This window comes from Pseudovibrio sp. Ad5 (assembly GCF_001623095.1).
Classification (GTDB): Bacteria; Pseudomonadota; Alphaproteobacteria; order Rhizobiales; family Stappiaceae; genus Pseudovibrio.
In genome coordinates this window covers 136,977-163,095 of sequence record NZ_LMCH01000057.1, presented here as the reverse complement: position 1 = coordinate 163,095, position 26,119 = coordinate 136,977, and the positions used below count along the sequence as shown (strand labels likewise).

Below are 26,119 nucleotides of genomic sequence, written 5' to 3'. Positions count from 1 at the left end.
TGGATTGAAGGCAAAATTGCGAGGCAAACCAGATCACAGCAGACTGTCCTCGGCTTCTGAATAATCAGGGCAACCTGTGAGGAGTAAAGGTGAGCCCGCTCTGGGTGAAAAGATGGGAACGTGAGCTCCCATCACAGAACCGCTTGGCAGCATAGATGGCTTTTAAAAAGAGACTTATGGCAAAGCCTGGATGCACATAAGTTTGGTTTCCATGCTCAGCCTAAACCCGTGCCGCCTTGATCCACCAGTTTCCTTTAGCTTCCTGCAAGTGGGAGGCTATGGCTTGGGCGGCTTCTAAGGTTTCAACAAGGGCAAAGCAGGTGGCGCCGGAGCCGGACATGCGGGCGAGGAGGGTATCTGGCTGGGAGGCCAGCAGGTCGAGGACCTCAGAGATTTCTGGCGCTTGTGAGATAGCTGGTTTTTGTAGGTCATTGCGGCAGGTTTTGAGCCAGTTGGCGAGGGCTTTCATACTCTCGAACTCTTCCGGCATTTCCGGCAGCGGGGTGTTGTTTTTCTTTTCCAGCGTGTGGAAAATGGCTGGGGTGGAGACCTCAATCAATGGATTGATCAGAACGATCGCTCCGGATGGGAGATCTGTCAGCGGTTCGATGATCTCCCCAATGCCACGAATGCGGGCAGGCTTTTCTTCCAGACACATAGGCACATCAGCGCCGAGACTTAGGGCAAGTTTGGCAAGGTCTGTTGGAGACGGAGACACGCCCCAGATCCTCGTGAGCGCGCGCAGAGTTGCGGCTGCATCCGCGGACCCGCCGCCGATGCCTGCTGCAACGGGGAGCGATTTTTCGAGCTCTATCTGAACTCCTGATGCGGAGGGCAGGTGTTCTGCGAGCATGTTTGCGGCTTTGATGACCAGATTGTCAGCAGGATCGCCCTGTATCTTCGCAGAGAACTCTCCAGTGATCTGGAGTGAAAGGTCGGGGGCTGGTTCAACCGAGATCAGGTCGCCGATTTCAGGGAACACCACAAGGCTGTCGAGCATGTGGTAGCCGTCTTCCCGTTGACCGGTGATGTGGAGGGCAAGGTTCACCTTGGCACGGGCTAATTCCTCAACCCGTGCTGCCTTTGTATCTTCCAAAGTCATCATAATATGATCGTGTTATGAGTTATTTGCTGTCTGCAGAGCTTGCGACGACCGGAACGGCGTCTTCCATGCCATTTTCGATCTTGTCGAGAATGCGCTTCAGGTCTTCTGGTTCCGGCTCAAGGTCGCGGGCGTGGTTCCACTTGTAGCGGGCTTCCAGTTTGCGGCCAACTTGCCAGTACGCATCGCCCAAATGATCGTTGATGATTGGATCATGTGGACGCAGCGCTACGGCGCGTTCCAGCTTTTCAGCTGCTTCTTCATAACGGCCCAGGCGATAGTAAACCCAGCCGAGGCTGTCGACGATGTATCCATCAGTTGGACGCAGGCGAACAGCGCGTTCAATCATCTTCTGCGCTTCATCCAGCTTCAGACCGCGATCCACCAGGGAGTAGCCGAGGTAGTTCAGGATCATTGGCTGTTCAGGCTTGAGGGTCAGAGCTTCGCGGAAGTCTTCTTCAGCAGCGTCCCACTTGTCCTGACGCTCGCGGGTGATGCCGCGGAAATACAGGATCGTCCAGTGGTTTGCCTGAATTTCGCTGAGGGTATCCAAGCCCTGATTGTAGGAGGTCTCGGCTTCCTCAAAGAGAGAATGGCCGCGCAACACGTTGCCCAAAGAGGTGATGGCCTCTATGTCACTCGGATCGGATTCCACCAGCTTTTCAAGATGGGCGCGGGCTTCTTCCAGATTATCCAGAATGTTGTAATGAAGCGCGATCTGGATTTCAGCTTCGCGTTTCATTGGGGAGCCGTCTGATACCGCTGACAGGTACTCAATGGCGCGCTCGTTGTCGCCAAGCTGCTCAAACAATGAGGCCAGACCAATCAAGGCTGAATCGTTCTTCGGGTTGAGGTAGGCGGCGAGCTGCAGGTAATTTGCGGAGAGCTCTTCGCCTTCTTTGCTGACTGCGATGCCGAGACCGTGCAGGGCTTCCGCCAGCCCTTCAGCTGGTGATTTGGCGACGGATTCAATAACCTCGCCGCTCTCAATCTTCTCTCTCAATGTGACAAGAAGCGGATGTTCTGGAATGAGTTGCTCATATTCGGCAACGATGTCCAGCGCTTCTTGCTGTCTGCCGGAGGCGGCGAGCATACGGGTGTAGGAAATGGCGTTGCGCAGGGCGCCGCGGTCAATCTCGTAGGCTGCCTTATAAAATTCTGCGGCCTGATGCGGGTTGTTGTTGTATTCAGCCAGCAGGCCTGCGTTGAAATTGATGAAGAGGTCAAACCACTTGGCGCCGGTGGTGCTTGTCAGATCTGCAATGGCTTCATCTGTCTTACCCTGACCTGCTTTGACCCAGGCTGAAACAAGAGCGAAGCTCAGACGGGACAGCGGGTTGACGTTTTGCGTGACGGCATCTGGCAGTTCGGTGGTAAAGTTACCTTCATGAATGCGCTGCGCGGCAACGGCCAGCTGCGCAAGGAAGTGCTCGTTGTCTTCTTCCAGAATGCGGTTTGCCAGAGGGAGCGCTTTTTCGACATTGCCGTTTGCCAGTGATGTGACAAATGCGCGGTCGAGAATATAAAAATTATCCGGGTCACCTTGCAGAGCTGAGGTGAAATAGTTGGACGCGGCGGCCAGATCCTGAGCAAGAAGGGCGCTTCTGCCTGACAGGTAACTTCCTGACAGAGAGCTTGCAGCCGGTAAGGACTGGGAGTTTGCCTTCGCGCTTTGAGCGGGAACAAGTGGTGAGCTCACCATAACAAGTGCCAGCGCTGAGGCCATTAAGGTCCTTTTTGAGAATCTGTTTTTATTAACAGAATGATAGGTCATACGGCCATTGTTCTGAGCAGAAGCAGAATTGGAGCGGAACAGCGCAAAATAGCTTGTCAGGGTCATATATGTCTCTCATTGAGAGCCGATTGCGACTCAATATTACATCAATCTGTTAGTAGCGAAGAATGGCGTTTTTATAGCAGCCGGATAACTCACCGCATGTTGTTAAGTGTATCCGAACATTCTTTCAATTGAACCTACATTTTTTCAAGTATCTGCGGATAAGTAAGTATATTGATATTTCTCAAGAATTCAGAAGTATTTACGCAATAACACTAAGGTCGAGGTCTGAGTCTCTTGCTATAATGACCCTGTTCATTGCAGATAGTGGGCAGTGGTGCAATTCCAAGTGAGATTGGTTGTCGTCTCACTCAATAAAGGGGGGTGTTATGACCAAGTGGGTCTACATCTTTGGAGAAAACAAAACCGAGGGCGATGCTTCTATGAAGGAGCTGCTGGGCGGTAAGGGTGCAAACCTTGCCGAGATGAGCAGACTAGGATTGCCTGTCCCTCCCGGCTTTACCATTACAACGCAAGTTTGCACGCACTATTATGATGAAGGTCAGCAGTATCCTTCCGAGCTCAAAGAACAGGTCCATGCTGCCATTGCGGCTGTTGAAGAGCTGACAGAGCGTAAGTTCAACAGCACGTCCAAACCGCTGCTGTTGTCTGTGCGTTCCGGTGCCCGTGTTTCCATGCCGGGTATGATGGATACGGTTCTGAATCTGGGTCTCAATGACCGGACTGTTGAAGCGCTGGCCAAAGATGCAAACGATGACCGGTTTGCTTATGACAGCTATCGTCGTTTCATCCAGATGTACTCTGATGTGGTGTTGGACGTAGACCACGATCACTTCGAAGAAATTCTGGAAGATTTCAAGGACGAGCACGACTACTCCCTTGATACTGACCTGACCGGTGACGACTGGAAACAGATCGTCGCGGCTTATAAGGACAAGGTTGAAGAAGAACTTGGTCGTCCTTTCCCTGAGGATCCTGAAGAACAGCTCTGGGGTGCCGTTGGCGCTGTGTTCAAGAGCTGGATGATCCCACGGGCCAAGACTTACCGCGCCCTGCACGAAATCCCAGAGGACTGGGGCACTGCAGTGAACGTTCAGGCGATGGTGTTTGGTAACACAGGCGAAAACTCTGCGACTGGTGTTGCCTTTACCCGTAACCCGTCCACTGGTGAAAACGCGCTTTATGGTGAGTTCCTCATCAACGCGCAGGGTGAAGATGTTGTTGCGGGTATTCGTACGCCGCAGGATATCACCGAGAAAGCCCGCATTGAGGCGCATTCCGAAAAACCATCTCTTGAAGCGACTATGCCTGAGGTGTTTGCGGAGTTCCAGGCTGTTTGTGACAGGTTGGAGACCCATTACCGCGATATGCAGGATCTGGAGTTTACCGTTGAGCACGGCAAGCTTTGGATGCTTCAGACCCGTAACGGCAAGCGGACGCTGAAAGCTGCGCTGAAGATTGCAGTTGATATGGCTGAGAGCGGCCTGATCACCAAAGAAGAAGCCGTCGCGAGCATTGCTCCGTCTTCTCTGGATCAGCTGCTGCATCCAACCATTGATCCTGCCAGTGAACGGGATGAGCTGACTGTTGGTCTGCCAGCTTCTCCGGGTGCTGCCTGCGGTGCGATCGTGTTCAACTCTGACGATGCTGAAACAGAAAAGGCCAATGGCCGCTCTGTTATTCTGGTTCGTACAGAGACCAGCCCTGAAGACATTCACGGCATGCATGCTGCGGAAGGCATTTTGACAACACGTGGCGGAATGACCAGTCACGCGGCTGTTGTTGCGCGCGGTATGGGTAAACCTTGTGTTGCTGGCGCTGGAACCATTCGTGTTGACGCCCGTAATGAGGTCATGACGGTCGACGGTCGCAGCTTTGGCAAGGGTGATACAATCACCATTGATGGCGGCAATGGCCAGGTGCTTGCTGGCAAGGTCCAAATGCAGGAGCCTGAGCTTTCCGGTGATTTCAAAAAGCTGATGGAATGGGCTGATAACATTCGCCGCATGAACATTCGCACCAATGCAGAAACACCTGCTGATGTGAAAGTTGCGCTTTCTTTTGGGGCTGAAGGTATTGGCCTGTGCCGTACCGAGCACATGTTCTTTGAAGGCGAACGTATCCTTGCGGTGCGTGAAATGATCTTGTCTGACACGGTGAAAGAACGCAAAGCTGCGCTTGCGAAGTTGCTTCCGATCCAGCGTCAGGACTTTATCGATATCTTTGAGCTGATGGTTGATCGTCCGGTCACCATTCGTTTGCTTGATCCGCCACTGCATGAATTCCTTCCTAAGACGGAAGAGGACATTGCTGAGGTTGCCAAGCAGATGGACATTGATCCGGAAGAGCTGCGTGAGCGTGCGGAAGAGCTGGAAGAGTTTAATCCGATGCTCGGCAATCGTGGTTGCCGTTTGCTGATTTCCTATCCGGAAATTGCAGAGATGCAGGCGCGGGCGATCTTTGAAGCCGCTCTTGACGTTTCCAAGCGTCATGGTCGCAAGGTGGCACCTGAAATTATGGTGCCGCTGGTTGGCTTGAAGAGCGAGCTGGATATTGTTCGCGAAAGCATTGACGGTACAGCTGCAGTTGTGGCCAAGGAGCTGGGCGAAAAGCCTGAGTACTCTGTTGGCACCATGATTGAGTTGCCACGGGCTGCGCTGCTTTCTGAAGAGATTGCCGCGTCTGCCGAGTTCTTCTCTTTTGGCACCAACGATCTGACGCAAACCACCTTTGGCATCTCTCGTGATGATGCTGCGTCCTTCCTGGGCAAGTATCAGGAACGGAAGGTGATGGAGAAGGATCCGTTCGTCTCATTGGATGTGGACGGCGTTGGCCAGTTGGTGAAGCTTGCAGCCACGAATGGCCGTAAGACGAAAGCTGATATCAAACTTGGTATTTGCGGGGAACATGGGGGTGATCCAGCCTCCATCGCCTTCTGCGAAACTGTTGGTTTGAACTACGTGTCCTGTTCTCCATTCCGTGTTCCTGTTGCGCGTCTTGCTGCTGCTCAGGCAGTGCTGGCACAGCGGAACAAGGGGTGAGTGGCTTTGTGAAAAAGGGGAGGAGCTGGCCTCGGTCGGCTCCTGCCAATCTGGAAGACCTGAGAGCTGGCGGCAAGCCAGCTCTTGCACGTTTGCTCAGCGCTATCGAGAGTTATGAGGGGCATCCTCAGTTGATCTCTTTGCTGGATGAGGCGTTGCAAAACCCAATCGCGCACGTGATCGCGCTGACCGGACCTCCCGGCGTTGGGAAATCCACCCTGACAAATGCAATGATTTCGGAATACCGCAGCGTGGATCAAAGCGTTGGTGTGATTGCGGTTGATCCCTCCTCTCAGTTGACTGGTGGATCGTTGCTGGGTGACCGGACACGACTTTCAACAGATCCGGAAGATCAGAAGATTTTTGTGCGTTCCATGGCGGCGCGAGACCGGCTTGGCGGGCTCTCCGAGCATGCAATTGCTGCGGTGATCCTGATGCGGGCTGTGATGGACCGGGTGATCGTGGAGAGTGTTGGTATTGGCCAATCTGAGGCAGATGTGGCTCTTGTGGCTGATACCTGCGTGCTTTGTATTCAGCCGGGATCTGGTGACAGTCTTCAATTCATGAAGGCGGGCATCATGGAGCTGCCGGACATTATCTGCGTGACCAAGGCTGATATGGGGGACGTTGCCAGCCGTGCCCGTGCGGATGTGGAAGGGGCTATGAGCTTGAGTGCGAAGCGAGGGGACTGGAAGGTTCCTGTGTTGATGCTGAGTGCAATGGACAACAGAGGCCTTAGTGAGCTGATTGAGGCCAGCGACAAACATCACTCTGTGCTGCACGATAATGGTGGCCTCGCGGTTCAACGCCGTGATCAGGTGAAGGCCTGGCTTGTTGACCAGCTTAAGATGGAGTTTGGGCAACAGGGTGTTGCTGTGTTGAAAAATTCCGGTGTGCGCTGGGAGGAAGCGGCCAAGCGGCCTTTTGCTTTCAAGCAGGAAACCAGCGAGAAATTTGCTGCGTTCTGGAAGAGTTTTTCTGAAAACTAAATTGAGATACTAACCGCTTGGGAAGGGCGCAGATTATTCTGCTGCGCCCACTCTGATTTTGCGTGGCTTTTGCTCCACTTCTTCATCCCTGTCATCACGCCATAGACGGAACTTGCCAAGTGGGATTGGGCGGGAGAACAGATAACCCTGCATCATTGGGCAATCCATGGTGAGCAGCAGTTCTTTTTGCTCTTCTTCTTCCACGCCTTCAACACACACATCCATGCCAAGACGAAGCCCCAGCGTGATTGAGCTTGCCAGAATTTCTCTGGCTTTGGCATCAGTCACCGCACCATTGATGAAGGAACGATCGATCTTGATTTTGTCGAACAGATCGCGGCGCAGGTAGCTGAGAGATGAGAAGCCAGTTCCGAAATCATCCAGCGCAATTTTTACGCCGAGATTACGAAGGCGCTCAATGACTTCAACCACAGTTTCTGAGTAGTTGATGAGAACGTCTTCGGTAACTTCCAGTTCCAGACGGTTAGGTTCCAGCTGGTACTTTTCCAGCAATGTGTTGACCAGCTCAGGGAATTCAGGATGACGTAACTGAGTTGGAGAAACGTTCACGCACATGGTGACGTCATTCAGCGTTGAGCCATCCTTGATCGCGTTCTCCAGCACCCACTCACCAATGCGATTGATGAGCATGGATTCTTCAGCTACCGGCAAAAATGCAGCTGGTGGCAAAAGACCTTTTTTCGGATGGTTCCAGCGAATGAGAGCCTCGGCTGCCAGAATGTTCTTGCCGGTGTTGTCCATGATAGGCTGGTAGTAGTTCTGGAATTCGTTGGCATTGAGCGCGCGTTTGATATCCTCTTCGATTTCGCGGGAGATCTGAAGAGTGTCCTCCATCTCCTTTTCAAAGAGCACATAACGGCCACGGCCCAGTTTCTTTGCCTGATAGAGTGCAATATCTGCTCGGCGCAAAAGCGCTGTCAGATCGTGTCCATGCTCAGGAGATAGCGCGACGCCCATGCTGGCTGTAGTCAGGATCTTGTGTTTCTCAACCTTGAAGGCATCCGAGAGCATCTTCTCGATGTACATGCAGGTTTCGATGATCTCATCCATGCTGGTGCGGTGCGCCAGTACGATGAGGAACTCATCTCCACTGACGCGCGCGACCCGGTCTTCCATGTTGATCGACACTTTGAGGCGTTCGGCGACGAGTTTGATGACTTCATCGCCGATGGAGTGGCCCAAGCTGTCGTTGATCTGTTTGAAATGGTCCAGATCCAGAAATACAATGCCAGTAATACGCTGTTTTTGTCGGTCGCGTCGCAGCACGTCAGCTGCAAAAATCTCGAACCATGTTCTGTTGGGCAGGCCACACAAGGCGTCATGGAGTGCTGCATGTGTCGCATCTGCTTCATTTTGCAAGATGCGGTCTGTCATCTTGATGTAACGGAGCAGAATGAGAATCGTCATCAGCAAGATAGCGATGATGGTTCCCAGAAAATACGGTGATGAGTTGGTGTAGATCGCGCCAGAGGCTGCGGTGGTTTTCCAGCTCAGGTTGGCGATGATCTCGCCGTTGCGGCGGAGCAATGGCAGGGATACACGCTGGAAGTCGGCTTTTGGCTTGTTCGTGGTGATGAACATTTCCGACAAGCCCGTTGATTCCTCAAAGGATCTGATGGACCGGATGTCCAGTGACCGTACCCAAAGCAGATAACCGGCAACTGTTGGCATACCTTTTGGCGGTGCTGTTGACGGAGTGATTGCTGCAACTGTGGCGAGGCCGATTGCACCATCAACCAGAACAACATCGCGCAAGCTCAATGCCAGAGGGGCGTGGCTGCGCAGTGGTTCAGGTACACGGAACTGGGTTTGCTTCGTGTTGGCCCGTGTTTCCAGCTCAGACAGTGTGGCATCAAGCTGGCCACGAAGCTGATCTTCAAAGACTTCGCTGTGCCATGGCAGGTCGCGGCGGTAGGTGTAAAGCGGCTTCATATCCTTGTTGAGGATGACGAAGATGTCCCGATCACCACGTGTGCTTGGGGTCGGTGTCAGATCCTCATCCAGCAGGATGTTGGTTTCTTCTGAAAGAACAGAAGCGTATGCCTTGTTTGAGATGGCGATGCGCTCTGCTTCATTTGCGAGCCCATTGCGGAACACTTTGAGGTTGCTCTGTACGAGGCGAACTTCTTTATCGACCTCAAAGTCGAGCGCACGCTGGGTTGACCAGTAGAACGCCAGATACCCAACAGCCAAAGCTGCAGCTACAACACACAGGATCAACAGAGCCATCATGCGGGCTCCGATTTTTTTGCCTCGTGTAATCGTATTGCCGAAAGTACTGCCCAACACTGCTGAAGTCATGGGAGTTTTCGAACTCGGTTGTCCCGCCATCGGCAATTTACTCATGCTGCCTTTAAAACTCTTGATTGTATGCGAAAACGCACTTGCCCATGCTTATGTTCGGAGATTTTGCTTGAGTGAGCCTGTACAACCGACGTGTTTTATCGATCGCTTGGGAAATTTATGTGAATGGAGTTCTGCTGCTGGGGATAGCTTAGATGAGTTGAAGGCCTCTGAAACTGACGTGACCTGAGCCGGCTATGATGATGTGATCGTGCAGCACTATCCCTAGTGGTTCCAATGTGTTTGAAATTTTCGTCGTCATTTCAATATCTTGGCGGGATGGTGTTGGGTCGCCAGAAGGGTGGTTGTGGACCAGAATGACCGCGCAGGCTGACAATTCCAATGCCCGTTTTGTAACTTCGCGCGGATAAACGGGCGTGTGGTCAACTGTTCCGGTCTGCTGGACTTCATCTGCGATGAGGCGGTTCTTTTTGTCCAGAAACAGGATGCGGAATTCTTCTTTGTCGTTGTGCGCCATAGCTGCGCGAACGTATTCCAGAACTTTGCTCCAGGAGGAGAGGGGGTCGCGCTCTACAACCTGCGCTTTAGCGTAGAGAATAGATGCGGCCTGCATTTCTTTGATAAAACTTGCTGTGCGTGGCCCGCAACCGGGAACCTCTTCCAGCCGTTGTTTTGGAGCTGCAAGAACTTGCGCGAAGGAGCCAAACTGAGCCAACAGTGCTTTTGCCAGTGGTTTGGTGTCGCCCTGTTTGATGGAGGAGAAGAGGAGCATCTCCAGCAACTCGTAGGATTGGAGGCCGTCCAGGCCTGTTTCCTCAAACCGTTCACGCAAGCGTGCACGATGACCGTGATAGTGTTTGGCGGCTGGCTTAGGGGATTTACTCTGTTTAGCAGAGGGCGGAACCGGGAGAGTTGCCGGTTCGTCCAGAGGGATATGGCTCTGGAGTGCAGGCACGGTGGGTGCCTGCTCCTGAGGAGAGGGAGTTACCTCATGAAACCCGAAACTGGTTTGTTTCATTCCCCCTCCTTACTTGGTGCGGCTAAGCAGCGGCTCCGGCTTCCGGTTCCATTGGGTTGAACAGGCCTGCTGGTGATGTTGTGAAGATATCGCACCCTGTTGAGGTGATGCCGATGGAATGCTCAAACTGAGCAGACAATGTTTTGTCTTTGGTTTCAGCCGTCCAGCCGTCCTTCAGTACTTTCACATCTGGCCGACCGAGATTCACCATTGGCTCAATTGTGAAAATCATGCCCGGCTTGAGCTCGATGCCAGAACCTTTCTGGCCGTAATGCAGAATATTTGGCATGTCGTGGAACAGCTTGCCTACTCCGTGACCGCAGAAATCACGGACAACGGAACAGCGCTCTGATTCTACGTATTCCTGGATCGCATGACCAATATCACCTGTGGTGTTGCCCGGCTTGGCAGCTTCCAGAGCACGCATCAGAGATTCGTGGGTGACTTCAATCAGGCGCTTGGCTGCAGGCTTGAGTTTGCCAACCGGATACATGCGGGAGCTGTCGCCGTGCCAGCCATCAACGATGTAGGTGACGTCGATGTTGACGATGTCGCCTTCTTTCAGCTTCTTCTTCGAGTCAGGGATACCGTGACAGATGACGCGGTTGATGGAGGTACAGCAGGATTTGCTGAAGCCACGATAGTTCAGTGTTGCCGGAACGCCGCCGCGCTCCTTGCCAAACTTGAAAACGAAGTCATCAATTTCCTGCGTTGTGACGCCTGGTTGCACCAGCGGCACAAGTGCGTCGAGGCACTGTGCAGTCATCTGGCTTGCTTTGCGCATACCTTCAAAATCTTCCTGGCTGTAGATCTTGATCTGGCCGGTATTTTTCAGGGGCGCGTTGGCAGCGTCTACGTAGTCAATCATTTTCCCGTTTTTTCCTTGTTCCGTTTCGCGCAGGGACGAACGCAGATTACATCATGAGGAACTGTAAAATGCCGTTATGCTTGCTCGCAAGCCCTGCTTCTCCGTAGAAGCTTCTCCTATTTTTTTAGGGGCATTCTAGGGAGTAATCTGGTGTTTCCCCACTTATATCGGGTATTTTTGAAAGGTGTAGCGAAAAAAGAAGGTCAGATCCTTAACTGCGCACGCATTTTATGAAGCCCGTTGTATTCCGTGGTTCCTGTTGGGATTCTATCGATTTTTTGAGGGGCTTAATCCGGGATAAGCTATAGGAACTTCTTGGATAACGGAAAAGAGGCTCTTGCACGAAAGTGGTTTGCTCGTGTACTCAGGTGCCTGCAAGCGGTCGTGGTGGAATTGGTATACACAGCAGACTTAAAATCTGCCGCCCCTGGGCTTGCGGGTTCGAGTCCCGCCGTCCGCACCAAATTACTCTCCCAAAAAATTATATTGTAAACTTGCAATAGTGAGACTGTTGCACAGTTTTTTGCCAAGAATGCGTGATGGTTTTTCAGTGCGGTTCGAAGCAATTTGCTTGTGTTGTCCTCAAAAGAAGATTCGGCAATGCAATGAGTTATATATTTTCACCTGTTCTCTGCACGTTGTTGTTTTACCGAATATGCTGATTTTAAGAAAAATGTAATTTCCGCATTGTTGTAAGAGAACTAATGGAGCGGAAAATGCGGAAAGTTCTTGCTGGTGTATTCCTAGCAATGTTTGCAGTATCTTTAGGAGTTGGGGTCGCTGCGGCGCATAGCGGTGGGACGAATAGTGATGGATGCCATAATGATCGCAAACGTGGGACCTATCACTGCCACTAGGCTTGATGAGTAATCAATAAGGGTAGTTGGAGCATTGCTCTAGCTACCTGCTTTCAGGGTGTAGGCTAAACATCAAATCTGTAACGTTTTCCTTCTGCCGACACATCCGGTGGTATGCGGTTTTCTTCGAAGAGATCGTAGCCCTGTTTGAGGTTGCGCCAGAAGTTCAGCCAGTTTGAGTTGGCGTGCTTGCTGAGGTTTTCCTCTGTCATCTCAAAGGGGAAGATATGGACTGGGACTGCGCCTTGTCCGTTCTGAAGGGCAGCTTCCACGAGCAGATAGATTTCCTCGATATGTTGGTTGGTCATGGCGTAGCAGCCGATGGAGAGGCAGTTACCGTGGACCATCAAGTAAGAGCCTGTGCGGTCCAGTGACTGATCAAAGGCGTTCGGGAAACCGAGATTGAAGGAGAGGTGATATCTGCTGTTCGGGTTCAATTGTCTAGCTGACACATTGTAAAAGCCCTCAGGGGACTGACCGTCGCCTTCTTTCAGCTTTGGCCCCAGATCACCAGAGTATTTGCAAATCTCCCATGACTTGTAGGGCTGATAGGTTTTGCCAGACCGGATCCACGCTTCCAACCGGCTTTCTTCTTTGAAGACACGTAGGAAAACAGGGCTTCCCAAGGACATTCCTTTGAAAGTCAGATCTGCGCGCAGGGCTGGCAAGCGCTCATCTTTAACTTTTGTGAGATTTGCGGAACCGGGCAGATCATAGGGCAGGAGTAAGTACGTGGCGAAGACTGCCAGCATTACGAAAAAGGCCGTGCCGACTGCCCAAAGGAGCGGACGAGAAATGATTTTTGCCATGGAAGGTCCGATTGCAAATCACTGGAAACTGAGAGTGGCAGATAAGAGAGGCAATGTGGCCAAGTCATGGTTCGCACTGGAAACTCTGTGAAAAGGTCACTCCGATATTCCTGTGGCGTAAGAACGCAGCGCATTTGTTTTGCTTTTCTTTGAAAAAACAAATGCTAATGCAGTTCGCGTCTGGGCAGAACCTGGTGCACTGCATTGGCATTTTTTGCTTACGTATCTTTATCCGAAAACCGGCTTCCACTTTTCGGCGATACGCTATAGTGTCCGTGCCCATTCTGATCTGATTGCTCTATTGTGCTATAGGGCGTTTCTATCAAGCGTTGTGTGAAGGGTGATCGTCCTTGGATATTCGGCAGTTACAGTACCTCGTTACTCTGGCTCAGGAGCGACATTTTACGCGTGCCGCTGCGGCTTGTAATGTGACGCAGCCAACGTTGTCAGGCCGAATTCGCCAGTTGGAAATTGAACTGGGCGTACCCATTATTGAACGTGGCAAGAAGTTTCATGGATTGACTGCGGAAGGGGAGCGCATTCTCGTTTGGGCGAAGAAGGTGCTTGCGGACTGTAATAGTTTGCGGAACGAGGTTGCGGGGAAGAGTGCCGAGGTGTTCGGCAAGGTTAATATCGGCGTTATTCCCTCAGCTGATGTTGCGACAGCCTCTCTAATTCTGGATTTGAAGAAGAGCCATCCGCATGCACATGCGACGATCCAGTTGATGAGCCATGATGAAATCCATAAGGCTCTTGAGGATTATCAGATTGATGCAGGCATCACGTACACTCAGTTCAGCGATGCAAAGAAGCACAGCAGTTTCACGCTTTATGAGGAAGACTACCGCCTGTTCATGCCAGTAGGACATCGTTTGCAAGGGGTAGACGCGGTGGAGTGGGAAACGGCTGTGAATGCCGGGGCGATGGTGGCGCTTTCGCCGAAGTTGCAAAACCGGTTGATGGTGGATAGCACGCTTCGCTTCCTCGGTGTTGAGTTGGACCCCGAGATTGAGGCAGAGACAATCCCGTCACTTGGCGGGTTCATCCGTGCGGGGTATTGCGCGATTTTGCCGGAATTTTCTGCCTTGTCGCTTGGGGCAGGAATTGTTTCCGTACCGCTGATCAAGCCAGTTGTTTCGCACAGCATTGGTATGGTGATGACAAAGCGTGAGCTGGAGCCTGCAATTATTACGTCGTTAGCGGATTGTGCGGCTCAGTATAAGAAGCCGCTGATTCCAGAGCAGGTTGATTAGAAAAGTAGCATTGCTTTCGAGTTGCTCATAAAAAAAGCCCGCGATGATCGCGGGCTTAGTTGTTTGGGTTTGCTTTTTATTCAGCAGGCATTGGTGCAGATGTTTGTTTGCCAGATGCTGCCGGTTTTGTTGTTGTGGCCTCTCCTTCGCCCAGTGCGTCCTCAGCCATGTGATACTTGGGGTGGACTGGCTTCATGAGAAGGTTGGAGACGAGTGCTGCGACGAGCAAACCAGCCATCACATACATTGTGGTGTTGTAGAGGCTCGGAGTTGGATCAACCGTGCCTTCCGGAGCTACTTCCATCAGTCTTGAGACAGAGATGGATTTTGCTGCGATGAGCTCAGCCAGTTTCTCTTTGCCTTCACCGAAAGTCTGGAGGAATACGGCTGGATCAACTTTTTCCGCAAGCTCATGGATTTTGGTGTTTACAGACCGTTCGCGCAGGAATGTGATGAGGAATGGACCAGCAACACCTGCTGCAGACCATGCAGTGAGCAGGCGACCATGGATACCGCCGACGAATTTGGTGCCGAAGATATCTGCCAGATAGGCGGGGATTGTAGCGAAGCCACCGCCATACATGGTGAAGATGGTCATGGTGGCTGCGTAGAACATCACCAGCCACATCACGGAGGGGCTTGTACCTGCCTCCGCCGCGATGAGCGGAATGGAAAGGTATAGGAAAGAGCCCAGCACGAAGAAGACTGTGTAGGTGTTCTTGCGGCCAATATAGTCAGAGAGTGTGGACCAGCCGAGGCGACCCATAGCGTTGAAGACGGAGATCATCAAAACGTAGGTTGCGGTGAAGGCTCCGTCTACGATGGTTGGCATGCCGTTGCCGAAGATCTCGTAGATCATGGTTTTGGAAACGGAGATCACGCCAATCCCAGCTGTCACGTTGAAGCAGAGCACGATCCAGAGCTGGTAGAACTGTGGTGTCCGCAATGCTGTATCAATATGCACATGGTTGCGAGTGATAAGACCTTGTTTTGCAGGGTCTTCCTGTGGTGGCTCCCAACCTTCCGGTTTCCAGCCTGGTGCAGGAATGCGGTAGGCGAAGGAAGCTAGGATCATTACGAAGAAGTAGACAATACCCAATGTGAGGAAGGTTGATGCTGCGCCAGTGTTACCTGTGCCTGCGAGGTATACGCCTGCTTGGGCACCGTCAAAGGCTGCTTCTGCTTGAGATGCACTGACGACAATGGCTTCCAGCTTCTGGCCTGCAACCTGTACGTAGCGCACACCGTTTTCTACGGTTGTTTGCACGTCCGCGAGAGGGCCGAGATAGTCAGGTGCTTTGGCATAGAGGCCCAGAAGCCAGCTTTTCAGCGGAACTGCGATGATTGCGCCGCCGCCAAAGCCCATGATAGCCATGCCGGTTGCCAGACCACGACGGTCAGGATACCAGCGGATCAGGGTAGAGACGGGTGAAACATACCCAAGGCCTAAACCACAGCCGCCAATGACGCCATATCCCAGATACAGCAGCCAGAGCTGGTGGGTCATGATGCCAATTGAGCCGATGATGTAACCACCTCCCCAGCAGAAGGCAGCTGTTGTGCCAACGCAGCGCGGGCCAACTTTCTCAAGCCATTTGCCTGCAACAGCGGCAGACAGGCCAAGAAACAGAATTGCGACTGAGAAGATCCAGACCACAGAACTGAGAGACCAATCTTCAGCTGCTGGCGCTATGCCGCCGATTTCTCTTACAAGTGCCGGATTGTAGATACTCCATGCATAGGCGGAGCCGATGCACAGGTGAATTGCAATGGAAGCCGGTGGAACGAACCAACGATTGAAGCCCGGCTTGGCTACGATCGCGTCTTTCAGCATAAAGCTTGGTATTTTAAACATCAGCAAACCCCTAGAGCAATCAAAGCAGTTTGCATTGCCTCGCCCGGCAAACCGCCTCGATCTTTTGTTGCGACTACATTCTGTTTTCCGAAAATCGAGCCCCATTTCGGGAATGCGCCTAGGAGGCAGGCGAGAGGGAGGAAGCCTGCATCCATACGTTGAGTCTGCATCTAACACATGGTTAGTTGAAATCGCCAGAGTCTATCACGTTATAGATGTAATCTATTACAATGTGGGTTTGTGGAGGATAGGGCAAAGCCAAAAGCAGAAAGTGGTGCGGTGAAAAATTTTGCACGCTCTGATTTATTTTGAAATATCAGAGGAGTAGGGCTGCTTGGTGCCTATGAATATGCCAGATGAAGGTGAGGTTGTCATCCGTACTGTGCGTTACTGACGTCAGGTTTTACGCAGGTGCGTATTGTCGCAGTGCCTAAGGAAACGAAAAAAGCGCACCGCTGGGCGATGCGCTTTTAAGATTTGGTGTGGTTTAGCTTACAAGAGAGCTGGAATACCTGGGAGCATGCCAACTGCAGCCATTGCCAGAGTACAGATGATCACTGCACCTGCTGGAATGATGATGCGGTCTGCAAAGCTCAGACGTTCTGCACGTTCCTTGTCGCCAATGAGACCATTGTTGTCGAGGAACATGGTGATTGCCCATGCCAGAACAGGGTTGGTCACGATTGCTGCGAAGATGCAGATACCAGCGGAGTTGGTGTCGTTGCTGGATTTTACCATCTGCAGGCCAGCTTCCAGAAGTGGAAGGAACACACCAACCAGAAGAGCACAGGACATCACGGGCTGCCATACTGCTACGTCCATTGGGTAGCCGATGGTAGCGATAACGATGCACAGTGCGCCGAGCAGGATTGCGCCTGCAGGGATTGGACGCTTCGCGATTGCTGCTGGGATCATGTAGGTGCCCCAAGAGGAGGTGATGTTACCACCGCCGAAGAATGTGCCGGTGAACTGACGCAGGGAGCAGCAGGTCATGGTGTCATCAACGTCCATCAGAACCTTATCTGTGTTCTTAGGGTAGTTGAGTTCCTGGAAGATACGGTGACCTAGGAAGTCCGGGGACCACATTGCGACTGCCAGAATTGCCCAAGGCAGAGATGCAACGAAGTGGTTGAAGCTAGGGATGCCAAGCTGCCAGCCGGTCTCGGTAGATCCCCACCAGTACCATGGGTTCATGTTTGGCAGGCCAGGAGCTGTGGTGAACTGAAGGTCAACACCAGCGCCAAGTGCGAGAGCCAGAACTACCGCGATGACGGAGCAAGCTGGAATTGCGAGCCAGCGCTTACCGACCTTTGCGAGGAAGGCGTAGAGCACGATGTTGACGGCAAAGATCGCCAGAGCGACGTAAGAGAGGCTGTAAGCAAGGTCATGCTTCGCCTGCAGGCCGCCAGCCCAGCTGAAGAGGGATGTGATTTGCCCCTTTGCCCCCATGAAGCCAAGGAACACGAGCAAACCGCCAGCAACACCCTGACTGGTTAGGTTCACCAGACGAGAGCCACCTTTGAAGTAACTGAGGAGGAGGCCGAAGGCACAGACGAGTGCTGCCAGTGCCAGAGGGTGTGCGCCTGCAAGAGCGATGGAGCCAATGAGTGGGATCATTGGACCGTGGTTGCCTGCAAGGTTTGCACGTGGGTTGAGGAAACCAGAGCCGATGATGCAGAAGAGCAGGGCCGGGATGAGCATCTCAACGCGGACCACTTCAATGATCCACTCAGCACCAAGATTGACGTGTGGCCATTTTGCTGTGAGGCCGGTTGCCCATGCTGTCATAACCGCAGAGTACATCACGGAGATGCCGATTGTTCCTGCAATTGCGGGAACAAAATCTTCCATTTCAAAACGGAAGTCGCGGCCCGGCAGGTTGAGACCCCAACGGCGTGGTTTCATGATCTGGAGTTCGTGGTCCAGATAATCAGACCGTTGTTCGAACTTGCTCGCAGGCTTGTGTGCCTCGCTATAGGATTCTTCGTGTTTGTCTGTCTGCTGAAGCATAACAGCCATTCTCCATAAAACTGACGGAGGAAAGGAGAGTGTGGCTTCACGGTGCTTGCTTGGTGAGCGAAGCTGATGAAGGCATCTCACGTCATGGCCTTGATTTCTGGTTTGCTGGGAGGAGTTGGAACCGTCAGGATTTTCGGGTTTTGAGTTGCAGCTTAATGGGAGGTGTTAAAGTGCAACTGCGTCAGCGGCTTCAAACTCGCTGTAACTTTCCTTTCGGGTTCCAGGGTCTTTTCAAGAGACCGTGCAAACCACAAATTCAGACCATGAATACCCTTCCCCTGTTCTTCAGTTCCGAAAGGCCCCTACCTGAAATGACGTAGGGAAGCTTACGGTGTTCAGCGAGAACTTGCAGAAGGACGCAGCTTAAATAAAATCGTATGAGTCTATCGCGTCATTGATGAAATCTATAAGATGAAAAACTGCGACAATATGAGCTATCTAATTGATTTTGTTGAATTGCCTTGTTTTTAGGTGCTGTGAAATTTCAGGCTGCAATATCTTATTTAAAACAACAGTATAATGAAATTAATTCACTTTGAGCGGGTGTTAAGGCTAATGAAAAACGTGATCTGAGGATCACATCCTGTCGCGGTAGAATGACTTATAGGTAGTATTGTCGCAGCGCTGTGGGAACTTGTAATACAAGTGTTTTTCTGAGTTTAAATTGGACTTTGCTGACACCAAGTTGGCTCCACGCCCGGTAAAATTGTACCTCGATGGCTATGCACTTTGCCGGGGTGAGAGCATTCCGGATAAGAAAAAACTTGGCTGCCCCCTACTTTTGGCGTAGATAGGCGATCCATCTTGCCGGACTTATCTACGGGCTCGTTATGAGCCTTCAAATTTTCACTTCCCAGTAACCTCAAAAATCATCGAACCGATTTGTTGTGTCTGTTTGCTGAGAAGTTTAACCGAGTTTCAGTAGGATTTGAGATTAAAGCGTGTTGGTGCGCTCGCCCGAGGCGAAGCCCATCTTGAAATGAGAGATATTATGGCACTGGTGGGTCCCGTATTACGGGTGCTTGGATATTTTCTGGTTGGGCTGGCTATTTTGATGCTGGCACCTGCATTGCTGGACATTTACTTCAGCAATCCAGACTGGATTGCATTTGCACTCTCTTCTCTGTTTGTTGGCTTACTTGGCCTGCTGCTTGCTGTTTCTACGGCCAATTACAAACTTGAGCATCTCACCATTCGACAGGCGTTTTTGCTGACCACAGCATCGTGGATTGTGATGCCAGTCTGCGGCGCTCTGCCCTTTCTCAGCCTTGGGATCGGCTTTGAGAACGCTTTTTTTGAGAGCGTCTCGGGGTTTACGACAACTGGATCCACGGTCCTGATTGGTCTGGATGGTATGCCTCCTGGTTTGTTGTTCTGGCGTTCCCTGACCCAGTGGATCGGCGGTGTTGGCATCATCGTTATGGCGATCTTGCTCATGCCTTTGCTGCGTATTGGCGGGATGCAGCTGTTTCGGACAGAAAGTTCTGACCGTGGAGAGAAGATTGTTGCCCGTGCGACTGATCTGACGCGCTTGATTGGTGGCGTCTACATCATGCTGACGCTGACCTGCACGATCCTTTATGTGTTTTCTGGAATGACGTTGTTTGATGCAGTGAACCATGCAATGACGACATTATCCTCTGGTGGTTTTTCTACTCACGATGCGTCCTTTGCATATTTTGAGAGCACTGCTGCAGAATGGGTGGCTGTGGTCTTTATGCTGGCCTCAGGACTGCCGTTTGTTGTGTTAATCAAATCCTTGACCAAGAATCCGAAAGCACTTCTGCAGGATCCTCAGGCACGAGTCTTTATCTTTGTTATCATTGTCCTTTCCAGTTTGACTGCTCTGTATCTTGGCATTGAAAATAAGTTCACGTTTGGCCGTGCAGTGGTTGAAGCGCTGTTTGTGGTGATTTCAATCATCACCACAACGGGCTATGGACTTGGTGATTATACGGCGTGGGGCCCGCCGATGATGGGCTTCTTCCTGATGTTGACGTTTATTGGTGGCTGTACAGGCTCGACCAGTGGTGGCATCAAGATTTTCCGGTTTATCGTGTTCTTTGGCACTGTTCGTGCGTACATGAATAAGATGATCCGGCCTGATCAGGTGGTTCCTGTCCGGTATGGCGATACAAAGATCACGCCTGAACTGGCGTTCTCGGTTCTTGCGTTTTTAGTGGTCTATATGGCCACTGTGGGGTTGATTACCGTCATTCTTGGTGGACTGGGACTGGATCTGGTGACGGCTATGAGTGCAGCGACGACTGCGGTTTCTAATGTCGGTCCGGGACTTGGTGATGTGGTTGGCCCCGTTGGAAACTTTGCTGACATCCCCAACAGTGCGAAAATTGTACTTTCTGCGGCAATGTTGCTGGGGAGATTGGAACTCTTTACGGTGCTGGTGCTGTTTAATCCTCAATTCTGGCGTTGACGCTACGTCCCTGAAAGACTAGGGATTTCGTGCATTGAGCATGTTTGGGCTGTCCGGTTTCATTCTTGTTGTGTGAATAGGTAGTTGCCCGATTAATTCAATTGCCAGATATCACTAAGTGGCCTAAAACCAATGCTTCATAAATGTTTGAGAGCATACCGTTCCAATCTCGTCCGTTAAGGGACAATATGTGACTAGCGGGCGGGTTAAATTGGATTTTATATCGGCGGATTGATTTTGGTTTCCATACGACCGGTTTTAAGTGTGCTTGGGTACCTTTATGTTGGCCTCGCTGCTGCCATGCTTGTCCCTGCATTTGTGGATGTTGTGTCGCGTAATGCTGACTGGCAAGCCTTTATTATTTCATCGTTAATTACCGGTCTGGTTGGCATGTTGCTAATCGTGGCCATGGGTGGTGCGCTGCGTGACGGGCTGGACACACGCCAGACCTTTATCCTGACAACTCTATGCTGGGTCTCGTTGCCTGCGTTTGGGGCTCTGCCGTTTTTGTGGCTGGGTATTGCGTATGTTGATGCTGCGTTTGAGGCCGTGTCGGGATTCACCACCACCGGCTCTACTGTGCTGACCGGGCTTGATTCACTTCCACCGGGGCTGCTTGTGTGGCGTTCGCTGATGCAGTGGATGGGCGGTGTTGGGATTGTCGTTATGGCGATCGTGCTTTTACCGTTCCTGCGCATTGGTGGAATGCAGCTGTTTCAGACAGAAAGCTCCGACCAGAGCGAGAAGATTGTTAGCCGTTCCATTGAGTTGATCCGTCTGATCAGTTTGACGTACCTGTTTCTGACCAGCCTTTGCATCGTGCTTTACTGGTTCTCTGGCATGACGATGTTTGATGCGTTCAACCATGGTCTCACGACAATTGCGACAGGTGGTTATTCCACGCATGATAACTCCTTCGGGTATTTTACCAATCCGGTGACTGGTTGGATTGCGGTTGTCTTCATGATTGTGGGCGCGCTGCCGTTTGTGCTGATCATTCAGGCGTTGCGCGGGCAGCCGCTGTTGCTTTGGCGTGATCCGCAGGTACGGGCATTTTTGTGGCTGGTCGGTCTGATCTCTCTTGCACTGACGATTTATCTCGGTACTTCTGGCAATGCTGATAGTTTTGGCAGTGCGATCCTGCAATCTGCGTTTAACGTGATTTCTGTGGTGACGGGCACTGGCTATGCCATGGGGGATTACACCTCCTGGGGTGCTCCGGTGATTGGACTTGCGTTTCTGCTCAAGTTTGTTGGTGGCTGTACAGGCTCGACAACGGGCGGCATCAAGGTCTTCCGTTTTCTCGTGTTCTTCGGAACCGTGATTGCGCATATGCGGCGGATGGTGCGGCCTAACCGTGTGATCTCTGTGAGCTATGGTAACACGCACCTGACACCAGAACTGACGTTCTCCGTTCTTGCGTTCCTTGTGGTTTACATCGGTACTGTTGGTATTCTGACGCTGATCCTTTCTCTGTTCCATCTGGATCTGGTGACCGCTGTGTCTGCCGCTGCGACATCCGTTGGTAACGTTGGCCCGGGCCTTGGCACCATGATCGGGCCATCTGGCAACTTTGCGGCGCTGCCTGATCCAGTGAAATGGATTTTGTGTGCTGCAATGTTGCTGGGGCGTCTGGAACTGTTCACGGTTCTTATTCTTCTGGATCCTGATTTCTGGTCCAAATAATCTGAGTAATTTGGAAGGTCGCTATGCAATTTGATGTACCGCTGGTCACTGGCCGGCTGATTAAGCGTTACAAACGGTTTCTGGCTGATGTGGCCCTCGATGATGGCGGTGCTGAAATCACAGCGCACTGCGCCAACTCGGGCTCCATGATGGGTTTGAAAGATCCTGGCATTAAGGTTTGGCTGACGCCTAATGATGATCCAAAGCGCAAGTTGAAATACTCCTGGGAAATGCTCGAGATTGACGGTGCGATGGTGGGCATCAATACCAGCCGTCCGAATGGCCTGGTCGAAGAGGCGATTGAAGCAGGGCGTATTCCTGAGCTTGTCGGTTATGAAAAGCTTCGCCGTGAAGTGAAGTATGGCAAGAACTCCCGCATCGACATTTTGCTGGAAGGTGAGGGCGACAAGCGCACCTATGTTGAGGTGAAAAACGTTACGCTGGCCCGCGAAGGTGGGATTGCCGAGTTCCCGGATGCTGTGACCGCGCGTGGTGCAAAGCATCTGGATGAGCTTGCTGATATGGTCCGGGAAGGCCATCGTTCTGCTATGGTGTTTCTGATCCAACGTGATGATTGCGATGCGCTTGTTCTGGCGCGTGATATTGACCCGAAATATGGTGAGGCTTTTGATGCGGCTGTAAAGGCAGGTGTTGAAGTCTACGCGATTGGATGCCGGCTGGATACTGATGAGATCATTGCTGATCGGGTCATCGAGATGCGGTGTTAAGGCAGGCGAGGGATTTCAAGTTTCAATGATTGCATAGACCTCCTATAATGATTGCATTGTTTTAGTTCTGTAATCTTGGGTTGTTGTGCATATGTTCCTTTGTGAGATGGGGCGTGCTTTCTATAAGAGGCTGACTGTTCCCAATGTTGTAGTTGGTGTTATTGCAGTCTTAACGACAGCAGCGATCATATTATCCTTGCCTGTTTTCTATTCTCTAGACGCAGTTTCTAGTTATGTAACTGTGAGTCTGATAACAGGTCATTCGCCCGTTGTTTTTGTGGTCTCTATATGGTTCGCTTCAGGAATAGGTCAGTCAAGAGGCGATGGCTTGCAGGCATCTGGGCGAACTGTATGCAAGATTATTGCTTGGGTAACACTCATATACACGACCATTGTTGTCTTGTTTTTGCCTCTGGTCGCATTTATTGGTCCGTTGTTTCAAGTCGGGTTCCTAGAATGGGGCATGTTTATTCTAGGGGCACCTCTAGCGATTATTTTTGCCGAAGTTTTTGTGTTTTTTCTTATTTTGTATCGCCTGTTTATTATCGTTCCTGCAGTGATTGTGATGCATTATTTGGTTAGATGGCTGCGTGAGCGTGAAGCTCGGCAAGTAACCGAGCACTAAAAAAGCCCCGGCGGTGAGGCCGAGGCTTTTGAAACTCTTATGCAGAATTCCGGCGGGCTGATTAGCCTGCTGTATCTTTAGAGATTGGCGGCTGGAACTGCATGCCCAGATCCCATGGGAAGTACACCCAGGTATCCTGAGAAACTTCAGTCACAATGGTATCAGCCAGATCGCGACCCATTGGCTTGGCGTATACGGTTGCAAAGTGTGCTTTTGGCAGCATTTCGCGAACAACTTTTGCAGTCTTACCGGTGTCGACCAGATCGTCGATGATGAGAATGCCTTCACCGCCTTCAGAGCCGACCACTTTCGGGTCGATTGGCTTGATGACCTTCAACTCGCCCTGATCGTCGTAGTCGTGGTAAGATGCAATGCAAACTGTTTCGATGGTGCGAACACCCAATTCGCGCGCAATAATGCCAGCTGGAACAAGGCCACCACGTGTGATGGCTACAATCGCTGTAAATTCGCCTTTGTCGGCGAGGCGCCAAGAGAGGGCACGGCAATCGCGGTGGAATTGGTCCCAAGAGACCGGGAATGCTTTGGATTGCTGCTGATTATCCATGTGTCTTCTTTCAAAGAAATTTTGTCTTTGCAGCTTCTACGGCTGCTCGGACGGCTTCACTGGCCTGTTCCAGTACATCATTTGACCTAGATCGCACAACAACCTGTGTGGAAAATACTCCATCTTTTGACTGCGGATAGGAGCCAATTGAGGTTTCGGGGAAGTTTTTCTGGATTTCCCCTAGGTCTGTGGCAATGCGACTCTCAGGAAGAGTGGCTTCAATAGTCACAGAAAGCATCTTTTGACTGGTTTTCAGCGTTGGTGCGATGGCATCGACCATGGATTGCATGATGGCTGGTACGCCTGCCATGACGTGCACGTTTTCCATTCTGAAGCCGGGTGCGATGGACACCTTGTTTTCAATCAGGTCGGCGCCATCAGGCAGACGGGCCATGCGCTTGCGGGCAGGGGTAAAGTTCTCAGCGCCGTAGTGATCTTCCAGAAGCTTGTAAGCGCGTGGGTCCAGATCAATTGAGACACCAAAAGCCTTTGCGATGGCATCTGCTGTGATGTCATCGTGTGTCGGGCCGATCCCGCCGGATGTGAACACGTAGGTGTATTCTGCGCGTAGAGCGTTGACGGCTTCGACGATCTTTTCTTCTACGTCAGGCACGACACGCACTTCAGACAGGTCGATGCCGATATCCGTGAGATAGCTTGCCAGAAAGCCGATGTTTTTGTCTTTGGTGCGACCAGACAGGATTTCATCGCCAATAACGACATATCCCGCTGTGATGATCTTATTGGTCATGGCTTTCTGTATTCCTGAAATATGGGTGGCTTTGACAGCCAGAGCGTGCCGCGTTCATCTGCATTCACGCGCCAAGCTATAGCTGCTTATTCTTATGCGTATTCTTACTCGAAAACCGGACCCACTTTTCGGGAACACGTATCAGTTTTTATTCGGTATGGTCTTCCGGCGTCCATTCATAGATCCAGTTAAACCGATCAAGAAGCTGACTTGGGGTGTTAGAGCGCATGACGAGATCTCGTGCAATACGAAGAGGGAAGCCCATATGGTAGACCCAGTCATTCCACTTAACGAGCTTGCTCATTTTTTCGATGCGTGGTCGGCGGGCAGTCTCATAGGCCTGAAGGGCCTGTGGTGTTGCCCCGTGTTTGTCGACCATTTTGGACAGGACTGCAGCATCTTCGATTGCCATTGCAGCACCTTGAGCTGAAAATGGCAGGATCGCGTGGGCGGCGTCACCAATAATAGTAACAGGGCCCTGGGTCCATGCAGGGCGGGTGTCGACCTCGCACAATGACCAACGGGTCCATGTTTCCGGCAGGTAGACCAGACGCAAGGCCTCTGGTGCCCAGTTGCGAAAGTGCTTGCGGACATGATCACTGCCAACCGGATGGGACCAACTGTCTTCTTCCCAGTCTTCCCTCGTGATGGCGACGATGTTGAGCAGCTTGCCATTCTTTACTGGATACTGAACCAGATGAGCGTCACGAGCGAGCCACAGGCCCGAGGTGCTCAGGAGAGGTTCCAGATTGAAGGGCGGCTCTGCTGTTGCTCTGTAGGCCACGAAACCGGTGTGTTTGGCAGGTGCACCACCCAATGTGGTCTGGCGGATGCTTGAACGGACACCGTCAGCGCCGATGAGCAGGTCAAACTGATCCGGTATACCTGCAAGAGCTTCTGAGAAAGCCGCTCCCTTGAGCTTGACAGTATCACCGTTGATTTCGGCGGATTCTACCTTGGTATCCAGCCGCAGAGTGACTTCCGGTGTGTTCTGGACAGCTTCCAATAACAGCTGTTGCAGATCTGCCCGGTGGATCACATAGTATGGCGCGCCATAGCGGTCTTCAGCAATGCGGCCAAGGGGAACGGTTGCAAGTTGAGACCCATCCTGGCCGGAGCGTATATTGACGCTGGCCGGAGAGACGGCTCTGGACATGAGTGCAGGGCCTAAGCCAAGAGCCTGCAAACATCTCATTGCATTGGGAGATAGCTGAATTCCCGCGCCGACTTCGGAAAGCTCTGGGGCAGCGTCGAACAGGAAAACACTGTGGCCCTTACGGGCAAGGTATAACGCAGCTGTAAGTCCGGCGATCCCGGCTCCTGCGATAGCAATATTTTTTGGTATCATTACGCAGCTTGCCTGCCGTGCTTTGCCTGAGGTTATCGGGATCAGGCA

Annotated in this window: 19 protein-coding genes and 1 tRNA gene; 9 read left to right on the top strand and 11 right to left on the bottom strand. The window is 51.8% G+C overall.

Going from position 1 to position 26,119, the window contains the following annotated elements:
* Nucleotides 1-220: 220 nt before the first annotated feature.
* On the bottom strand, nucleotides 221-1,102 hold the full coding sequence (locus PsAD5_RS15500; RefSeq protein ID WP_063292827.1) for a 4-(cytidine 5'-diphospho)-2-C-methyl-D-erythritol kinase: 882 nt from the start codon (nucleotides 1,100-1,102) through the stop codon (nucleotides 221-223).
* A 22-nt stretch (nucleotides 1,103-1,124) separates the two neighbouring features.
* Complete coding sequence (locus tag PsAD5_RS15495) at nucleotides 1,125-2,942, bottom strand: tetratricopeptide repeat protein (RefSeq protein ID WP_063292735.1); 1,818 nt, start codon at nucleotides 2,940-2,942, stop codon at nucleotides 1,125-1,127.
* A gap of 326 nt (nucleotides 2,943-3,268) precedes the next feature.
* On the opposite strand from PsAD5_RS15495, the gene ppdK reads away from it, so the two are divergent.
* Both ppdK and PsAD5_RS15485 read left to right on the top strand, forming a co-directional pair.
* Nucleotides 3,269-5,941, top strand: a complete 2,673-nt coding sequence (ppdK, locus tag PsAD5_RS15490; RefSeq protein ID WP_063292734.1) for a pyruvate, phosphate dikinase — start codon at nucleotides 3,269-3,271, stop codon at nucleotides 5,939-5,941.
* A 59-nt stretch (nucleotides 5,942-6,000) separates the two neighbouring features.
* On the top strand, nucleotides 6,001-6,930 hold the full coding sequence (locus PsAD5_RS15485) for an ArgK protein (RefSeq protein ID WP_063292826.1): 930 nt from the start codon (nucleotides 6,001-6,003) through the stop codon (nucleotides 6,928-6,930).
* A gap of 33 nt (nucleotides 6,931-6,963) precedes the next feature.
* Here PsAD5_RS15485 and PsAD5_RS15480 read toward each other — a convergent pair whose 3' ends face one another.
* From PsAD5_RS15480 to map, 3 genes are all read right to left on the bottom strand, one after another.
* Nucleotides 6,964-9,252 (bottom strand): bifunctional diguanylate cyclase/phosphodiesterase, encoded by a 2,289-nt coding sequence (locus tag PsAD5_RS15480; RefSeq protein WP_208980701.1) that lies wholly within the window; start codon nucleotides 9,250-9,252, stop codon nucleotides 6,964-6,966.
* Nucleotides 9,253-9,445: 193 nt separating this feature from the next.
* Entirely contained in the window at nucleotides 9,446-10,273 is an 828-nt protein-coding gene (gene radC / locus PsAD5_RS15475) for a RadC family protein (protein ID WP_063292732.1), read from the bottom strand.
* Between the two features lie 22 nt (nucleotides 10,274-10,295).
* Entirely contained in the window at nucleotides 10,296-11,141 is an 846-nt protein-coding gene (gene map / locus PsAD5_RS15470; RefSeq protein WP_063292731.1) for a type I methionyl aminopeptidase, read from the bottom strand.
* Between the two features lie 378 nt (nucleotides 11,142-11,519).
* Between map and PsAD5_RS15465 the strand changes: the two genes are divergently transcribed.
* A tRNA-Leu gene (locus tag PsAD5_RS15465) sits at nucleotides 11,520-11,604 on the top strand.
* Nucleotides 11,605-11,845: 241 nt separating this feature from the next.
* The gene (locus PsAD5_RS28860) at nucleotides 11,846-11,998 is read left to right on the top strand and encodes a YHYH domain-containing protein (protein WP_348271970.1); all 153 of its coding nucleotides are present in this window, start codon (nucleotides 11,846-11,848) and stop codon (nucleotides 11,996-11,998) included.
* 65 nt (nucleotides 11,999-12,063) lie between these two features.
* Here PsAD5_RS28860 and PsAD5_RS15460 read toward each other — a convergent pair whose 3' ends face one another.
* A complete protein-coding gene (locus tag PsAD5_RS15460; protein WP_082831066.1) occupies nucleotides 12,064-12,807 on the bottom strand; it encodes a L,D-transpeptidase family protein in 744 nt (247 codons plus the stop codon).
* Between the two features lie 350 nt (nucleotides 12,808-13,157).
* Between PsAD5_RS15460 and PsAD5_RS15455 the strand changes: the two genes are divergently transcribed.
* Nucleotides 13,158-14,060, top strand: a complete 903-nt coding sequence (locus PsAD5_RS15455) for a LysR family transcriptional regulator (RefSeq protein WP_063292730.1) — start codon at nucleotides 13,158-13,160, stop codon at nucleotides 14,058-14,060.
* Nucleotides 14,061-14,136: 76 nt separating this feature from the next.
* Here the strand turns inward: PsAD5_RS15455 and PsAD5_RS15450 are convergent, their stop codons facing one another.
* Both PsAD5_RS15450 and PsAD5_RS15445 read right to left on the bottom strand, forming a co-directional pair.
* Nucleotides 14,137-15,915, bottom strand: coding sequence for an OFA family MFS transporter (locus PsAD5_RS15450; protein ID WP_063292729.1), 1,779 nt, complete (start codon nucleotides 15,913-15,915; stop codon nucleotides 14,137-14,139).
* 492 nt (nucleotides 15,916-16,407) lie between these two features.
* A complete protein-coding gene (locus PsAD5_RS15445; protein WP_208981974.1) occupies nucleotides 16,408-17,925 on the bottom strand; it encodes a DUF3360 family protein in 1,518 nt (505 codons plus the stop codon).
* Nucleotides 17,926-18,952: 1,027 nt separating this feature from the next.
* Between PsAD5_RS15445 and PsAD5_RS15440 the strand changes: the two genes are divergently transcribed.
* The 4 genes from PsAD5_RS15440 (at nucleotide 18,953) to PsAD5_RS15425 (ending at nucleotide 23,407) form a co-directional block, all read left to right on the top strand.
* Complete coding sequence (locus tag PsAD5_RS15440) at nucleotides 18,953-20,368, top strand: TrkH family potassium uptake protein (RefSeq protein ID WP_082830723.1); 1,416 nt, start codon at nucleotides 18,953-18,955, stop codon at nucleotides 20,366-20,368.
* 234 nt (nucleotides 20,369-20,602) lie between these two features.
* Entirely contained in the window at nucleotides 20,603-22,054 is a 1,452-nt protein-coding gene (locus tag PsAD5_RS15435) for a TrkH family potassium uptake protein (RefSeq protein ID WP_063307918.1), read from the top strand.
* 23 nt (nucleotides 22,055-22,077) lie between these two features.
* A complete protein-coding gene (gene sfsA / locus PsAD5_RS15430; RefSeq protein WP_063292727.1) occupies nucleotides 22,078-22,782 on the top strand; it encodes a DNA/RNA nuclease SfsA in 705 nt (234 codons plus the stop codon).
* A 91-nt stretch (nucleotides 22,783-22,873) separates the two neighbouring features.
* On the top strand, nucleotides 22,874-23,407 hold the full coding sequence (locus tag PsAD5_RS15425; RefSeq protein WP_063292726.1) for a hypothetical protein: 534 nt from the start codon (nucleotides 22,874-22,876) through the stop codon (nucleotides 23,405-23,407).
* 61 nt (nucleotides 23,408-23,468) lie between these two features.
* On the opposite strand, the gene gpt is transcribed toward PsAD5_RS15425, so the two are convergent.
* From gpt to PsAD5_RS15410, 3 genes are all read right to left on the bottom strand, one after another.
* Complete coding sequence (gene gpt, locus PsAD5_RS15420; RefSeq protein ID WP_057462537.1) at nucleotides 23,469-23,972, bottom strand: xanthine phosphoribosyltransferase; 504 nt, start codon at nucleotides 23,970-23,972, stop codon at nucleotides 23,469-23,471.
* Nucleotides 23,973-23,982: 10 nt separating this feature from the next.
* Nucleotides 23,983-24,723, bottom strand: coding sequence for a competence/damage-inducible protein A (locus tag PsAD5_RS15415; RefSeq protein ID WP_063289540.1), 741 nt, complete (start codon nucleotides 24,721-24,723; stop codon nucleotides 23,983-23,985).
* 148 nt (nucleotides 24,724-24,871) lie between these two features.
* Nucleotides 24,872-26,071, bottom strand: coding sequence for an FAD-dependent oxidoreductase (locus PsAD5_RS15410; RefSeq protein WP_063292725.1), 1,200 nt, complete (start codon nucleotides 26,069-26,071; stop codon nucleotides 24,872-24,874).
* Nucleotides 26,072-26,119: the final 48 nt, after the last annotated feature.

Excerpts from the sequence above, each read along its gene's own strand:
- PsAD5_RS15500 (WP_063292827.1), bottom strand. The coding sequence starts at position 1,102 with ATGACTTTGGAAGATACAAAGGCAGCACGGGTTGAGGAATTAGCCCGT.
- PsAD5_RS15495 (WP_063292735.1), bottom strand. The coding sequence starts at position 2,942 with ATGACCCTGACAAGCTATTTTGCGCTGTTCCGCTCCAATTCTGCTTCT.
- ppdK (WP_063292734.1), top strand. The coding sequence starts at position 3,269 with ATGACCAAGTGGGTCTACATCTTTGGAGAAAACAAAACCGAGGGCGAT.
- PsAD5_RS15480 (WP_208980701.1), bottom strand. The coding sequence starts at position 9,252 with ATGACTTCAGCAGTGTTGGGCAGTACTTTCGGCAATACGATTACACGA.
- radC (WP_063292732.1), bottom strand. The coding sequence starts at position 10,273 with ATGAAACAAACCAGTTTCGGGTTTCATGAGGTAACTCCCTCTCCTCAG.
- map (WP_063292731.1), bottom strand. The coding sequence starts at position 11,141 with ATGATTGACTACGTAGACGCTGCCAACGCGCCCCTGAAAAATACCGGC.
- PsAD5_RS28860 (WP_348271970.1), top strand. The coding sequence starts at position 11,846 with ATGGAGCGGAAAATGCGGAAAGTTCTTGCTGGTGTATTCCTAGCAATG.
- PsAD5_RS15460 (WP_082831066.1), bottom strand. The coding sequence starts at position 12,807 with ATGGCAAAAATCATTTCTCGTCCGCTCCTTTGGGCAGTCGGCACGGCC.
- PsAD5_RS15450 (WP_063292729.1), bottom strand. The coding sequence starts at position 15,915 with ATGTTTAAAATACCAAGCTTTATGCTGAAAGACGCGATCGTAGCCAAG.
- PsAD5_RS15445 (WP_208981974.1), bottom strand. The coding sequence starts at position 17,925 with ATGCTTCAGCAGACAGACAAACACGAAGAATCCTATAGCGAGGCACAC.
- sfsA (WP_063292727.1), top strand. The coding sequence starts at position 22,078 with ATGCAATTTGATGTACCGCTGGTCACTGGCCGGCTGATTAAGCGTTAC.
- PsAD5_RS15425 (WP_063292726.1), top strand. The coding sequence starts at position 22,874 with ATGTTCCTTTGTGAGATGGGGCGTGCTTTCTATAAGAGGCTGACTGTT.
- gpt (WP_057462537.1), bottom strand. The coding sequence starts at position 23,972 with ATGGATAATCAGCAGCAATCCAAAGCATTCCCGGTCTCTTGGGACCAA.
- PsAD5_RS15415 (WP_063289540.1), bottom strand. The coding sequence starts at position 24,723 with ATGACCAATAAGATCATCACAGCGGGATATGTCGTTATTGGCGATGAA.
- PsAD5_RS15410 (WP_063292725.1), bottom strand. The coding sequence starts at position 26,071 with ATGATACCAAAAAATATTGCTATCGCAGGAGCCGGGATCGCCGGACTT.